The organism is Psychroflexus planctonicus (assembly GCF_014640195.1).
Classification (GTDB): domain Bacteria; phylum Bacteroidota; class Bacteroidia; order Flavobacteriales; family Flavobacteriaceae; genus Psychroflexus; species Psychroflexus planctonicus.
On the sequence record NZ_BMGM01000014.1, the window covers coordinates 1 to 14638 of the forward strand.

A 14638-nucleotide genomic window follows, 5' to 3' on the forward strand; every position below is an offset into this window, starting at 1 on the left:
TCTAAATATGAAGAAAAGAAAAAGGCTTTGCTTGAAAATGCAAAACCTTTAGAATCTAGCTTATGCTGATTTTATACAAATATAAAAAAGTCTAAATATTCCTTTGCTTTTAACACAGAATCTTCGCATAACACCTAGTACAACTCTAACCTAACTTCTAAGCTCAATAGTACGAACAAATGAAATTTCGTATGTTTGATATCAAAATCCAACCATGCATAAATTTTGGCTAATTTCGGTCATCTTTCTTGTTTTATCAGCTTGTTCATCATCGGATAAAAAGGAAAACTTAGAAGTGAGTAACATTATTCAAAGGGCAATTGATTCATCTGGGACGAGCAAATTTGAAAAAGCCATTGTTCAATTTCAATTTAGAGAGAAAACTTACAGAAGTATTCCAACTTGTGAAGGACTAAAACTTCAACGTGAATTTAAAACGGATTCTGCCATCATTAAAGATGAATTGAATCAAGGAAAATTCACAAGAACTAAAAATGAAACTTTTGTTTCAGTACAAGACAGCTTAGCCAATTTGTATTCAGAATCTATCAACTCTGTACATTATTTTGTGCAACTTCCGTTTCGATTGAATGATGAAGCTGTTCAGAAGAGTTTAATAGGAATGGAAACTGATGAAAACAAGGAATACTATAAAATAAAAGTAAGTTTTCAAGAAGAAGGCGGCGGAGAAGATTTTGAAGATGTCTATTATTATTGGATTAATTCCGAAACATTTCAAATTGCTTATTTGGCTTATTCCTTTAAAGTAAACGGTGGTGGAATACGATTTAGAAAAGCAATTGTCCAACAAAAAGTCAATGGAATTCAGTTTTTAGGTTATGAAAACTATAAACCTAATTTTGAAAATGCTAAAGTTGAAAATGCCTTAGCAGATTTCTTAGCAGGAAAGTATGTGCTTTTATCAACTATTGAAAATACGGATGTTTTGGTAAATGATGTGGAATTGAATTGTAATTGATGATGTTTTTTCTAAGGAACCTATTGCTTCTATAGCTTCTGTTGCTTTCTGATTAGCCATAGAAGATACAACAACACAGCAAGCATTAAATTGAAATGAGAACTAGTCTTTTGTATTATTATAATGTTCAGCCATGGTCTCCAACTCGGGAGTGCTTAAATTCCATAAAAAACTTAAAAACTGCATGTAGCTATCCGATTGATTTTTAGGATTTATTCGGCTAACATGTTTATTAAAAGTGTAATCTCTTCTAGAATGATAAAGTTGATTTAAATTTTTACCAAGCCAATAGGTGTAATATTTTATTTCGTCTTCATTTTGTATTCTATACAAACATTCGTAAAGTGAATGGCTATATAGTTCATCTTCAAAAAGGCTAACTACTCGATGCATTTTAGCTAATTTCTTGAGTTCTATAAAATCTGTTTCTGCTTTCAAATTTGTATTTCTTTCTAAATTTGGAAATTGCTGAATCAAATTTTCGATACGAACTTCCATATCTGGGTGCGTTGCAATGGAGTCCTTTAAAAATCTTGATTTCAATAAATCATAATTGTAATTGGAAAGGTCTTCAATTTCAAGCCATTCTTCTTTAAAAGTTTGTTTTTTTAAATCAAACAATTGCATATATGTTTTAGCATTTAATCCCACTGGTTGAAGGCTATCATACATTGAAGATAATTCCATAGAAGAAATAATTTGATTCTTATCAAAAACCGTATTTTCAATAAAATGATAACCTATAGAGTCTGCTTGAAATTCATTTTCTCTTTTGTATTTGCTTGTTGCATACAAACTAGATTTAAAAGCTTCTCTTGCTTTAATCGATTTACCCTTTCGACTTCGCTTAATTTTTCTCAACTTTTTTTTACTCGCTCTGGAATTTTCTTCAATTAACATTTCAGTTCTATGGTTCAGCGAATGATTTAAAACATTGTGGCCCAATTCATGCGCAATTATTGAAGCCATTTGATCTTGATTTTGAAGCCAATAAAAAAGACCGATATGAACAACTATAAATCCATTGGGTAAACTATAGGCATTGAGTGTTGTTTCCTTAGAAATAAGCAAACCTTTTGCATTAGCAATTTCTGGGTTAGCGGCTACTATTTTTTGAAATACATCATTTGTATAATCATAAAGTCTATTATCGAATACAAATTTTTCATCATCAAATTGTTTGTCGAATTCATCATAAAATTCATCCAACTCTTCAATCATTAATTTGTAAATTTTTCGAGAATGTCGATCCTTTAAATCTGCATACAATAATTCTTTAGTTTCAAAAAATGAGTTGTACACTTCTTTTTGAAGTGTTTCATTCTCATTTAAAGTCCATTGATTATGTTGTGAAAATGAAATAAAGCCAATCAGAAAAATAATGAATGATAAATTATTTAAACAGAATTTCATTTAATACACATTTAAACGCTCTAATCTAACTTGATTGTGTTCTTCATTTTCGTCGAATTCATGAAGTAAGATAAAACCTTTTTTAGCTACAAAAGGATAAATTTCAAAGCCTTCATTTTTAGACGTAAGTTTCAGTTGATCTTGTGTGAGCTTATTGTCTTTGTATGTATTGATGTATAAAATCCAATTTTCGTCTCCTGTTTCTTCATTTTCAATAAAATCTCTGTAAAAGAAAACTAAATCGTCACTATCATCACTCAATTTTCTAGAAAATAGATAATTTGGTCGTTTTTGTTTTTGTTCGGTCTTTTCAATTACATCTACGGATTGCAGTTTTAAATCTGAATTAAAATCTAAGACGTACAAATCTTCAACCGATTTTATATTTACATTACCATCATTGAGGTCATACTTCGTTAATTCTCCGATTAGTTTGAAGCTACCATCATCTTTTAGCAAGATATCTCTTGGGTATAAATGATGCCCATCAATGCTGCCATTTTTTTTAATTTCATCATCTATTAAGACAGAAAGGTCTTTATTAAAATCGATAACATTATATTGAAGTTGGTTAGTATTTGTATTTATTTTAGCAACAAAGAAACCAGAAACATCATCCTTTTTATCTTCAATTATAGCTGCCGAAAGTACAGTATGCTCATCATTACTACGCTTCATTAAATTGGATTTGGAAGAAAGTAAATGATTTAACCCCGTACTATTTATGTTCTCAATTTTTTGTTCAGCAATAATTTTTCCAGTTTCAGCATCAATTACTTTAAAAAATAAGTCAACGTTTTTCTTTTTTACATTTTTTTGAATAAAGCTTATCTGTTTATCAGAATAATCTAAAATGCCGATTTCTTCGTATTTATTTCTTTTAGATTTCACATTGTATTCGTAAGACCAAAGTTCTTTTTTATTTTCATCAAAAAGTTTGATTTGAAAATCAGTAAAACTTTGGAAGTCTTTTGTTCTTCTAGTTTTTACTAAAAACTTGCCATTTTCTAAAACTTCTGTTACCCCTTGCTCATAAAATTTTATCTCTCTTTTATGGGCTTTCATCTTTTTATTTAATGTTTTATTGTCCATGCTTGAATAATCCAACATTAATTCACCTGCAAAATAGATCGGTGGCTTGTAATCTGAAACTGTTCCGGAATTTAAATTTACTTCAAGTAGTTTTCTATAACTTGCATTCTTATTGATGTTCATGGCTTGAAAAACATTAATATCGCTAAAATCAAATTCTGGAGATACAATTAATTTACCATCTTTATTAAGGTCATAATTGTATTTTTTAACAACATCGTCTCCTGTAACTTGTTCGACCAATAAACGATTTAAGTTTTTGTCATATACCACAAATTCAAAGCTGTTTACTCTTTTTTCAATTTCTCCTAAGTTGAATTGAGCAACATAGCCAAACAAATTGTCGTCATAATCGAATAAAGCTTGAAAACTGACAAACTCTCCAGTAGATAAATCGGTTAAATCATTGATTTGTGCAGTAGACTTTGCTGAAATTAAGATGAAGCATACAATAGATAAAATTACGAAGCGCATAATAATTGGATTAAAATTTTTTGAAAAATAGAATATTTTTTTCTGAATTTTCCGAAAATTTAAGAAAAAATAAAAATTATAGCAACCATTGAAATAGAATTTACAGCAGCTCCCATCAACATTACAACATGTCACCTATAACCTATAATTCAACTTCAACATGATAATTCGGGGTTGGATAAAGATTTGTTGGTCGTTCACTAAAAATTGATTGACAGAGTTGTTGTTTTTAAAACGCACATCGAATAAGTTGGTTGCTTCTATTCCCAATTCCCACGGACTGTCTTCTTTTCCGTATAACAAACTGGCGCTTCCAATTTCAAAAATATTACTTTGGTTTTGGGTTCGGTTTTTATAATGATTGTATTGGTAATCTGCTTTGAATAAAAAATCTTCTAAAAACCGATAACTTACATTGATGTTGGGTGAAGTTTGTACAAACTGATTATCTATTGCCACTGAACTCAAATCATTATAAAACTGCTGAAAACGTAATTCTACATTGGGCCATTTTTCTTTAAATCGTGTACTAAAAGTGAAGGCATAGTTATATGAATTGGAATTGTAATCAATCACTTCATCGTTAATGATGCGTGAATAATCGCTTAAAGTGATTCCACCAGAAATTCCCAAACGCAATTTCCTAATTAACTTGGATACTGAACTATTGAAGCTATAGGAATTTTCGGGTAAATCAGTATAAATACTGGTGTTAACTTGGTCTATGCCTTCTATTTCGGTTTGGTTACGGATGCTTTGAAAACGACGATTGTAATTTAAGGATGCATTCAAAAATAAGCCTTTAAACATATTGAAGTTGGAGTAGCGCAAGCGGTATTGATGATACAGTTGATTTTCTAATTCTTCATTACCGCGGTACAAGCTGTTGAAGTTAGCTAAACGTAACCGATTAGCAAATAGCTGAACATTACCAAATTGCGTACGTAAATTATAATCGAAATTGAATTTTTCACTAGAATTGAGTTCGTATTTCATCATCAGCTCGGGTAAAAATGCAAATTTTTGATGATTAACTTGTGCTTCATCAAACTGTGCCGTGCTCCAATGAAATGAGTGCGCAATTAAACCTGGGCGAATAGTTAATTTATCAATTTTGGTTTTGTACTGAAATCCTGCGTAGGCATCTAAAAGTCGAAAATCTAAGTCGTTATTGAAGCCTGCTTCTTGAAAGGAATTCACGCTTCCATCTTGAAGAATTTGTGCATCGTTACTGCCGTAATATTGGCTAAAATAATCCGTTCCCACCACTGGATAAATATGGTGAAAGTTGTGCAAGACCCAATAATGCTTCACATCAATTTGAGCAGCTCGAGTAATGGTGCGGTTGTTTTGCAGTAAGTTGAAGCTGTCGCCATCGGGTTGAAACGGAATCAGATTTGAAAAAACAGGTTGATTAAACAACCAATCTTGGGTATTTTCACTTTCTACATATTGCAATTTGGTATTGATGCTGGTGGTGTGTTTGTAGGAAAATTGCTTGTTGATGCTCATGGTTTTGGAGACATCTAACTTTCTAGGCGATTGGTCTGTAACCACAAAATTTTCTCGAGAAGCGGTAAGCGAATTTAAAGTAGATTGGCTATCGGCATCTGAAGTTTTGACCAACAAATCGATAAACATATCTACATCTTTAATGTTATCGTAACGCAGTTTGGCTTTGTTGATGCTAAACAGCATTTCTTGCTCGCTTTCTTGGGTTCGCAATTCATCTTCTGCCATACCGGTTTGGTAGGTAATATCGCTGCTGTTTTGAGTTTCTACAATTCCTCGGTTGATGATGGAATAGGCATCTAGTTGCCAATTGCGCCCTAAGTCTTGCGATAAGCTACCTGCGCCAAAATCGTTTTGGTTGAAAACGAAATCCTGCTGATTAAGAAACTGGGCAAAATCGTCTCGGTAAATGGAAAATGCGTTTGGGCGGTCAATCATATCAGCATAACCGCCTTCAAAATTGATGTAATCGCTCATGCTAAAGGACTTTTGCCCAGCGTTGTTAAAGTCGCCTATAAAGTTAACCGAAGTTTTGGGGCTGTAGTAAAACAAGGTTGGGTTGACCAAATAGCGGTCTTGATGACCGCCACCGACTGCCAAATCGCCAAAAGCAAATTTCTTCTTGCCTTCTTTTAGCTTGATGTTTAGTGCCATCTTATCGCTGTCTTTAAGCCCTTTTAAAAATGCTACTTCTGAATAATTGTCCAAGACTTCCACTTCATCCACCGCATCGGCGGGAATGTTGTTTACACCTAGTTTAGGGTCGCCAAAAAAGAATTCTTTGCCTTCAACCATGAGTTTGGTAACGGGTTTACCGTTCACGGTTACGTTACCTTCTCTATCCACTTCTACACCAGGGAGTTTTTTTAAGATGTCGCGGAGTTTGCGCTCGTCTCCAGTTTTAAACTGGTCGGTACGGTAGGTAATGGTATCTTCCTTCACAATAACTGCCATCTCGGCTTTTACCAATACATCTTCTAAACTTTCATTGCTTTCTATCAAGGTGTAATTTTTAGTGGTGCTTTCTTCAATTTGTAAGGTGTCTGTTAGTTTTGAAAACCCCATGTGGGTAATTTCAATTTTGTAGGGGATGGCTTTTTTTAGCTCCAGCTTATACCTGCCTAACTCATCAGAAATGGAAAAGGTGATTTGTGCATCGGGACTAGCAATAGGAGAAGCTATTAAATTGGTGTAGGGTAAAGCTATACCTGTGCTGTCTTGAACTGTGCCGGTTAGGGTTTGGGCGAAACTCATTATACTGTATAATAATGAAAATACTACAAGACTTTTTTTACTCAATTTATCTTTAAATTTTTTATTGATTTATTAAATAAATTAAAACCTACTAACCCCGTTAACCATCTTTAAATAATCATCATAGCTAATCTCTTCACCCTTTTTTGTTGTATCTAGTTCAACATCTTTAAATTTTATACTTCGAAGGTAATATACACTTTCTAATTCGTGTAATTCTATAATTAATCCAGGTAAACCAAAATATTGTTTTGGTCCAAAATTTAAATTTATTTCGTTTGTAAACCAAGCGATTACTTTAGATTTAACTCCTTTTTCATTCTGTATTATAGCTTCTGCTTTTTGACAGATATATCCTTTAATCTCTTTTTTTTCATTATGAATTTTCCAAGCATAAGGTTGTTTGTCATAATTTATAATAAGCTGCTTTCCTAAATATCCAGAGTATTTTGAGTAAACTATTTTATTGCTATTAATATCAATATAGTATATACCTTTTGTTATTGCTCGTTGATAAGCATTTTTGTAATCTGAACTCAAACGTTCAATTGGTTCAAACCTACTTTGACTTTTATTAAATACTAATTTATATACATCTACATCTGCTGAAAGCGCATTTTTCCTGTCAGTAAATGATTTTAATAAAACACTTTTTAGGTAAGAGTCATCAATTGAAGTTGTGTCAATGATAAAATTATTTAAGTTTTGACCATAGGTAATGATACCAGAATTTTTTTGAGAAGAACAAAAAAAAGTAAATGTTAATGAAATAAATAATGTTTGAAAAATTTTCATATCTAAAAAAAATACTCCGTAAACTTAAAATTTACGGAGTGTGATTATTAATTAATGTGGCAATATTGGATTATTTGTTAATAAACTTGGGTAATTATTAGTCATACAAGCTTCATAAAACATAATTGATTCGTCCCAAGCAGTATCAGTATCAATACCACTATCATAAAAGTGTGCAAATACACGATGCTGGTACATCATACAGTCAACTTCACTATAGTTATAATTATCAGACTTAAACCCACTTGCCCCAAAAGCGAATACACCCAATACTAAAGTTAATACTAATTTTTTCATTTTGATAAATTTTTAAATTTTGTAACATCTCGGAACGGTATTTTAACTTTCTCTTGTAACAAACAAATTTTATTTTTTCTTAAAAAGTTAGTTTTCAATACTATTTAGAATCTGATATTACCATTCACTTTTGATATATATTTATCATAAGTAATTATTTTTTTGTCTTTAGAATTAATTTCATTCAATTTTATACTTTTAAATTTTATATCTTTCAAATAATAGACACTATCTAATTCATATAATTCTATAATTAATCCGGGAAGGCCAAAGTAATTTTTTGGACCAAAATTTAAATTGATCTCGGTGGTAAACCAAGCTGTCACTTTTGTTTCTACTCCCTTTTCATTTCTTTTTATTGTTTCTGCTTTTATGCAATTATAACCTCGTATAATTTTATGTTCGTTTTTAATTTCCCATTTGTAGGGCTGTTTATTGTAATATATTATTAGATCTTCTCCCATAAAATTACCCTTATGATAAATAGAGTTTTTTTGTGTGTTTATGAAATAAGTTCCTTTTGCCAATTGGTTGGTTATTTTTCCATAAGCATCATTGTCCATGAAATTTAGCCTTTTAAAAACATATTTTTCTCCATTAAATTGAAGCGAGTAATAAGGGTCGTCTGCTTTCAGTGCTTTTTGCTTCTCATAATATTGCTCAACTAATATTTTTTTGACATACGAATCATTAATTGAAGTAGTGTCAATTACCATTTTGATAACATTTTGACCATAAGTAATTTCACCACTATTGGGTTGAGAAAAAATAATACTAGTCACAAAAAAAATTGCAGATATAAACTTTATTTTTATCATAAATTGTGAAATAAACACTAATCCTATTATGTATAGGATTAGTGTGTTTGATTAATTACCTAATAGTTTTCTAGCCTCACATCTTTCATAAGATCTTATGCTCCTATCCCATGCATAGTCGCTACCCCAACCATTATTATAGTAAAAAGCAAAAATTACATGTTGTAATTCGTTACAGTCTTTAATTACTGTTATTGGGTCATTATCATTTGTAACAAACCCACTGCTTCCAAAAGCAAATACGCCTAATACTAAAGTTAATACTAATTTTTTCATCTTGTTATTATTTTAAAATTTTAATTTTTCGTTCCCATCTCGGAACGGTCTTCCAACTTTCTTTTACAGAAAGTGGTTGAGGTCATCATGAAAAAACGTACATTTGTGTTTGGTTGTGGATGTATGTTTTTCATGCATTTACGGTGAGGAGCTTCTACTCTGTAGGAGCTTTCTCTTTTTTAGATTAGTTGCAGAAGATTGACATATTTATTGGTTTAATTGTTATTATATCTACCTAAGGCTTGTTTTACTATCTCATTGAATTTTTCTTCTGTGATTTTTTCTAAATCATCAGGAATAGTAATATCTTTTTGTTTTTTAAATGTAATTTTTTCTAAGCTTATTATAATTCCATTAGGGGTTTCAACTTTTACCACTAATCCTGGCAATCCGACATATGTAAGCGGACCAAAAGGTTTGTTAATATTTGTTGTGAACCATATCTTTGTTATTTCTTTATCTTTAGATTCATATAAAGCCAAGGAACAATCAAAACCATTGATTTTTTTGTTAAAAGCCCCATCTTTAAAATCTAACTTTGAGACATCAATAATTTTATTGATATCTACTAAATAACCATTTTTATTAAATCCTTTTTGTACTTTAAATAAATTATTTTCCTTGAAATAAAAATAATGATCTGGATATAACTTTTTGACAAATTTTGATTCAATTTCGTCATGATCTGAATCCATTCTTTCAACCATTGAAAAATAAGATACATTATCTTTAAAAATTAATGAAAATTTCTGTTTTTCTGTATTTTCAATTGTTTTAAAAAAAGTTTTTTTGAATTTTTCTTTTTTTTCTCCTTTAATATCATTGAATACAGAATCAAGATTTATATTGTATTTAATTTTATAAATGGCTTTACCATGATTTTGAGCTGCTGTAATATTTATAAAAATAAAAAAAAATAAAATGTATTTAGTCATTTAAATGGGTATTAAAAATCTCTTATCCATATCTATAATATAAATAAGAGATTTAAATTTTAACAATTTTCTTCGATATAATATTCCATTGCTAAATAAGCAAATTGATTTCTTGCTTCTTCTGTGTTTGGGTACACAAGTAGGCTCGCTGCTCTTGTCCCATAATCCCATGCGTCATTCAAGCAATCTTGGCTAGGATCTTGTTGTAGTTCTTGTGTGTCAAACCCACTGCTTCCAAAAGCGAATACACCCAATACTAAAGTTAATACTAATTTTTTCATTTTGATAAATTTTTAAATTTTATTTGTTGTTCCCATCTTGGAACGATAATCCAACTTTCTTTTATAGAAATTGGTATAGGTCATCATGAAAAAACGTACATTTGTATTTGGATGTGGATGTATGTTTTTTCATATTTCCGCTAATTAAGCCTTTGCATATGCAGGGGCTTTTTTTTAGCGACTTGGTGTGTATTGCTTCCTGCCTTATCAATACTTTTTTATTGTTAATTTTTGATGAATAGTGACAATTTTTATCGGTTTTACATTTCAAATTTATAAAAAAAAAAAAACAATGTAGCAAACTATTTTTAATTAATTTTTTGATTATCAGGTGTTCACCTTTTGATTTTTCTTACGCTACACCATGTATAATAGATTACAATGCAAGATTACCATAACACCTACACCGCTATTAAATAATTGTCAAATTTAAAATTGTAGTCCATTAAGCTAGCAAACTAATTATATTTGCGGCATGAGCATATCCAAACTTAGCGAGTCCCTTAAAGACTCCCCACAATTTTCGGAATTGATGGGGATTTTTGCGTCACAATCCGAACAACATCCAAAGCTTCAACTTAAAAACATAGTGGGTTCAGGTTTTTCCATTTTGCTGGCAGAAGCCTTTAAACATAGCGATGTTCCGTTTTTAATTTTATTGGAAGACAAGGAAAGTGCAGCCTATCATCTCAACGATTTAGAAGGATTAATCGGCGAAAAAGACGTGCTTTTTTACCCCGGAAGTTACCGCAGACCCTATCACATCGATTCGCTTTCTGGTGAAGAAACCGATAATGCCAATGTTTTGCTACGTTCAGAAGTGCTTAATCGCATTAATTCTAGAAAAAAACCTTCTGTGATTGTTAGTTATCCCGAAGCACTTTTTGAAAAAGTAGTCACCAAAAAAGAACTTGACAAAAACATATTGAAAATCAATGTCGGTGAAGAATTGAGTTTGGACTTCATCAACGAAGTTTTATTTGAATACCACTTTAAACGCGTAGATTTTGTTACCGAACCTGGTGAATTTTCCGTTCGCGGCGGAATTATTGATGTATTTTCTTACAGCAACGATGAACCTTACCGAATTGAATTTTTTGGCGATGAAGTTGAAAGCATCCGTTCTTTTGATGTAGAAACTCAACTTTCTAAAGATACTAAAAAGAAAATCGGCATTATGCCGAATGTAGAAAACAAGCAGTTAGACGAAACTCGAGAGTCGTTTCTGAAATTCATTTCGGCTAAAACCATCATATTCAGCAAGAATGTTTCACTTTTGGATGCTAAGTTAGATGATTTGTTTTCCAAAGCTGAAAAAGCCTATGCGGAATTGGATTTAGAATTAAAACACAGTCCACCAAAAGATTTGTTTTGTAATGCAGAAGTCATTGACAAGCAATTTGAAAAATTTAGCTTTGTTGAAGTCAGCAGCCAAACTAAATTTGAAGCACTAGCAGTATTGGATTTCAACCAAAAACCACAGCCTAGTTTCAATAAGCAATTCGATTTGTTGATGCAAGATTTGAACCAACGTAATCAAGAAGGTTTTACCAATTATATAGCTTGTATAAGTCAACAACAAGCCAAGCGTTTTCATGATATTTTTGATGACCAAGACCAAAAAGTAGCTTACCAAACCTTGGTTTTTTCCTTGCATGAAGGTTTTGTAGATGCCAATAATAAGTTGCTTTGCTACACCGACCATCAAATATTCGACCGCTACCATAAATTCAAATTGAAGAGTGGTTTCGCCAAAAAACAAGCACTGACTATTAAAGAATTGACCAGCTTAGAAATTGGCGATTATGTAACCCACATCGACCATGGAATTGGGAAGTTCGGCGGACTTCAAAAAATTGATGTTGAAGGAAATAAACAAGAAGCCATTAAATTGGTGTACGGCGATCGGGATATTTTGTATTTGAGTATTCATTCGCTTCATAAAATTTCTAAATTCAACGGAAAAGATGGCAAAGCACCTAAAATCTATAAGTTAGGAAGCAAAGCTTGGAAAAGTTTAAAGCAAAAAACCAAGACCAGGGTTAAGAAAATTGCTTTCGATTTAATTCAATTGTATGCCAAACGCAGGTTGGAAAAAGGTTTTCAATACAATCCTGATTCGTATTTGCAACACGAGTTGGAAGCTTCATTTATGTATGAAGACACACCCGACCAAAGTGCTGCCACCGAAGATGTAAAAAAAGACATGGAAAGTCCACAACCCATGGACAGATTGGTCTGTGGCGATGTAGGTTTCGGCAAAACAGAAGTCGCCATTCGGGCTGCATTCAAAGCGGTAGATAATGGCAAGCAAGTTGCTGTTTTGGTGCCGACTACCATTTTAGCTTTTCAACATCACAATTCCTTTAGTGAACGTTTGAAGGATTTTCCAGTAACGGTAGATTATTTAAACCGATTTAGAACAGCAAAAGAACGAAGCCAAGTTTTAGCCGATTTGGAAGCTGGTAAAGTTGATATCGTGATTGGAACCCATCAACTGGTGAACAAAAATGTGAAATTTAAAGATTTAGGCTTGTTGGTTATCGACGAAGAGCAAAAATTTGGCGTTTCTGTAAAAGATAAATTGAAAACCATCAAAGCCAATGTCGATACGCTTACTTTAACGGCAACACCTATCCCGCGGACGCTTCAATTTAGTTTGATGGCTGCTCGAGATTTGTCGACCATTAAAACACCGCCGCCCAATCGTTATCCTATCGAAACGCACGTGATTCGTTTTTCAGAAGAATTGATTCGCGATGCGGTTTCCTATGAAATACAACGTGGTGGACAAGTATTTTTCATCAACAACCGTATTGAAAATATCAAAGAAGTAGCAGGTTTAATTCAACGACTTGTTCCCGATGCTAAAATTGGAATTGGTCACGGACAAATGGATGGAAAAAAATTGGAGCAGTTGATGCTGAAATTCATGAACAATGAATTTGATGTCTTGGTAGCCACCACCATTATTGAAAGCGGTTTGGATGTCACCAACGCCAACACCATTTTTATCAACAATGCCAATAATTTTGGAATTTCAGATTTGCACCAAATGCGCGGTCGGGTAGGGCGAAGCAACAAGAAAGCCTTTTGTTACCTGATTACACCACCTTTACACCACATGACGCCAGATGCCCGAAAACGAATTCAAGCCATTGAACAATTCTCTGATTTAGGCAGCGGAATTGAAATTGCGATGAAAGATTTAGAAATCCGTGGCGCAGGAGACTTATTAGGTGGCGAACAAAGCGGTTTCATCAACGATATTGGTTTTGAAACCTACCAGAAAATTCTGAATGAAGCCATTCAAGAATTGAAAGAAAAAGAGTTTAAGGATTTGTATGATGATGAAAGCAAAGAAGATAAAATCTTTGTGAAGGAAACCCAAATCGATACAGATTTTGAAATTCTTTTCCCAGATGATTACATCAACAATATCAAAGAACGATTGAATCTGTATTCCAAGTTAGGAAATGTTGCCAACGAAATAGAATTAGTTGCTTTTGAAAATGAGTTGAAAGACCGTTTTGGTGCTTTACCTAACGAGGCTAAAGATCTGTTGGACAGTGTCCGCATTAAATGGATTGCCAATGCTATGGGCTTAGAAAAGGTAATTTTGAAGCAAAACAAAATGATAGGCTATTTTGTAGCCGACCAACAATCTGAATTTTACCAAACCCAGCGTTTTACCCGTGTTATGCAATTGGTGCAGCAAAATTATCAATTGTGTCAAATCAAAGAAAAACAAACCCGAAACGGACTTCGGTTGTTAGTGAGTTTCAATAAAATTACATCCATTCAAAAAGCAATAAAAGCGCTTACTATTTTTAAAGAATTATTACCTGAGCAAATAAAAGAAGAAGTTTTAAGTGTTTCAGAAGGGTAGATAAATAAAGTTTTTATGCTTTCAAATTTTTGCTACAAATTTGCCTGTGAGAAATGTTGGGTGTACGAATGTTGAATCTATTGTGTTTGTGCAATCGTGGCTAAAAATTATAAAAAAAAGATGCATAAAACAAAAATCAAATTTGAATTTAGTAAATTTGAAATAAATATCAATAAAAATGAAGTCTGTAAATATCCAAATATCTGATTTTGAATTTAACCAATTGGGTTTAAACAAAAATACCTTGTCATTTTCTGAATTGGTTGATATTATTGGTAAGAAAATCACGAAACAAACCTTGGAAAAAAGCATCCAACTATCTAATAAATGCGGTCTTTCAGAAATGACAATGCAAGAAATAAATGATGAAATAAAAGCGTGTAGGAATGCAAAAAGTAGTTCTTGATACAAATTTAGATAGCTCCTTCATTAAATTTAAAAATATCCACCTTCCAAATTTTAGTCACTAACCTGCCACCAATAAAACCCAAAATCATAATTAATTCATGTATTCGACTAAATGAATATACGAATACACGACTATACGATTATTCGTGCATACGTGGCTAAAAATTATGCTAATTACAATTGAAAATCACACTGAGTATTGAATCTTTGCAGCC

Annotated in this window: 12 protein-coding genes; 3 read left to right on the plus strand and 9 right to left on the minus strand. The window is 32.1% G+C overall.

The window, feature by feature from the left end; translation table 11 throughout:
- The first annotated feature begins 214 nt into the window (after positions 1-214).
- Entirely contained in the window at positions 215-979 is a 765-nt protein-coding gene (locus tag IEV72_RS13005) for a DUF6503 family protein (RefSeq protein WP_188459559.1), read from the plus strand.
- A 102-nt stretch (positions 980-1081) separates the two neighbouring features.
- Here the strand turns inward: IEV72_RS13005 and IEV72_RS13010 are convergent, their stop codons facing one another.
- From IEV72_RS13010 to IEV72_RS13050, 9 genes are all read right to left on the minus strand, one after another.
- Positions 1082-2392 (minus strand): M48 family metalloprotease, encoded by a 1311-nt coding sequence (locus IEV72_RS13010; RefSeq protein ID WP_188459560.1) that lies wholly within the window; start codon positions 2390-2392, stop codon positions 1082-1084.
- Positions 2393-3958, minus strand: coding sequence for a hypothetical protein (locus IEV72_RS13015; protein WP_188459561.1), 1566 nt, complete (start codon positions 3956-3958; stop codon positions 2393-2395).
- Between the two features lie 135 nt (positions 3959-4093).
- Entirely contained in the window at positions 4094-6769 is a 2676-nt protein-coding gene (locus tag IEV72_RS13020; RefSeq protein WP_229731927.1) for a TonB-dependent receptor, read from the minus strand.
- Between the two features lie 36 nt (positions 6770-6805).
- On the minus strand, positions 6806-7519 hold the full coding sequence (locus IEV72_RS13025; protein ID WP_188459563.1) for a GLPGLI family protein: 714 nt from the start codon (positions 7517-7519) through the stop codon (positions 6806-6808).
- A gap of 51 nt (positions 7520-7570) precedes the next feature.
- Positions 7571-7816: a hypothetical protein gene (locus IEV72_RS13030; RefSeq protein WP_188459564.1), complete on the minus strand. Its 246-nt coding sequence runs from the start codon at positions 7814-7816 to the stop codon at positions 7571-7573.
- 104 nt (positions 7817-7920) lie between these two features.
- Entirely contained in the window at positions 7921-8634 is a 714-nt protein-coding gene (locus tag IEV72_RS13035) for a GLPGLI family protein (protein WP_188459565.1), read from the minus strand.
- Between the two features lie 51 nt (positions 8635-8685).
- Complete coding sequence (locus IEV72_RS13040) at positions 8686-8910, minus strand: hypothetical protein (protein WP_188406204.1); 225 nt, start codon at positions 8908-8910, stop codon at positions 8686-8688.
- A 215-nt stretch (positions 8911-9125) separates the two neighbouring features.
- Positions 9126-9845, minus strand: a complete 720-nt coding sequence (locus IEV72_RS13045) for a GLPGLI family protein (protein WP_188459566.1) — start codon at positions 9843-9845, stop codon at positions 9126-9128.
- Between the two features lie 59 nt (positions 9846-9904).
- Complete coding sequence (locus IEV72_RS13050) at positions 9905-10126, minus strand: hypothetical protein (RefSeq protein ID WP_188406208.1); 222 nt, start codon at positions 10124-10126, stop codon at positions 9905-9907.
- 475 nt (positions 10127-10601) lie between these two features.
- Here IEV72_RS13050 and mfd point away from each other — a divergent pair, with 475 nt between their 5' ends.
- Both mfd and IEV72_RS13060 read left to right on the plus strand, forming a co-directional pair.
- Complete coding sequence (gene mfd / locus IEV72_RS13055; protein ID WP_188459567.1) at positions 10602-14015, plus strand: transcription-repair coupling factor; 3414 nt, start codon at positions 10602-10604, stop codon at positions 14013-14015.
- Positions 14016-14193: 178 nt separating this feature from the next.
- On the plus strand, positions 14194-14421 hold the full coding sequence (locus IEV72_RS13060) for a hypothetical protein (protein ID WP_188459568.1): 228 nt from the start codon (positions 14194-14196) through the stop codon (positions 14419-14421).
- The last annotated feature ends 217 nt before the right edge of the window (positions 14422-14638 follow it).

What these genes read in the sequence shown, in the direction of transcription:
- IEV72_RS13045 (WP_188459566.1), bottom strand. Translation starts at nt 9,845, where the DNA reads ATGACTAAATACATTTTATTTTTTTTTATTTTTATAAATATTACAGCA.
- IEV72_RS13015 (WP_188459561.1), bottom strand. Translation starts at nt 3,958, where the DNA reads ATGCGCTTCGTAATTTTATCTATTGTATGCTTCATCTTAATTTCAGCA.
- mfd (WP_188459567.1), top strand. Translation starts at nt 10,602, where the DNA reads ATGAGCATATCCAAACTTAGCGAGTCCCTTAAAGACTCCCCACAATTT.
- IEV72_RS13025 (WP_188459563.1), bottom strand. Translation starts at nt 7,519, where the DNA reads ATGAAAATTTTTCAAACATTATTTATTTCATTAACATTTACTTTTTTT.
- IEV72_RS13010 (WP_188459560.1), bottom strand. Translation starts at nt 2,392, where the DNA reads ATGAAATTCTGTTTAAATAATTTATCATTCATTATTTTTCTGATTGGC.
- IEV72_RS13005 (WP_188459559.1), top strand. Translation starts at nt 215, where the DNA reads ATGCATAAATTTTGGCTAATTTCGGTCATCTTTCTTGTTTTATCAGCT.
- IEV72_RS13040 (WP_188406204.1), bottom strand. Translation starts at nt 8,910, where the DNA reads ATGAAAAAATTAGTATTAACTTTAGTATTAGGCGTATTTGCTTTTGGA.
- IEV72_RS13060 (WP_188459568.1), top strand. Translation starts at nt 14,194, where the DNA reads ATGAAGTCTGTAAATATCCAAATATCTGATTTTGAATTTAACCAATTG.
- IEV72_RS13050 (WP_188406208.1), bottom strand. Translation starts at nt 10,126, where the DNA reads ATGAAAAAATTAGTATTAACTTTAGTATTGGGTGTATTCGCTTTTGGA.
- IEV72_RS13035 (WP_188459565.1), bottom strand. Translation starts at nt 8,634, where the DNA reads ATGATAAAAATAAAGTTTATATCTGCAATTTTTTTTGTGACTAGTATT.
- IEV72_RS13030 (WP_188459564.1), bottom strand. Translation starts at nt 7,816, where the DNA reads ATGAAAAAATTAGTATTAACTTTAGTATTGGGTGTATTCGCTTTTGGG.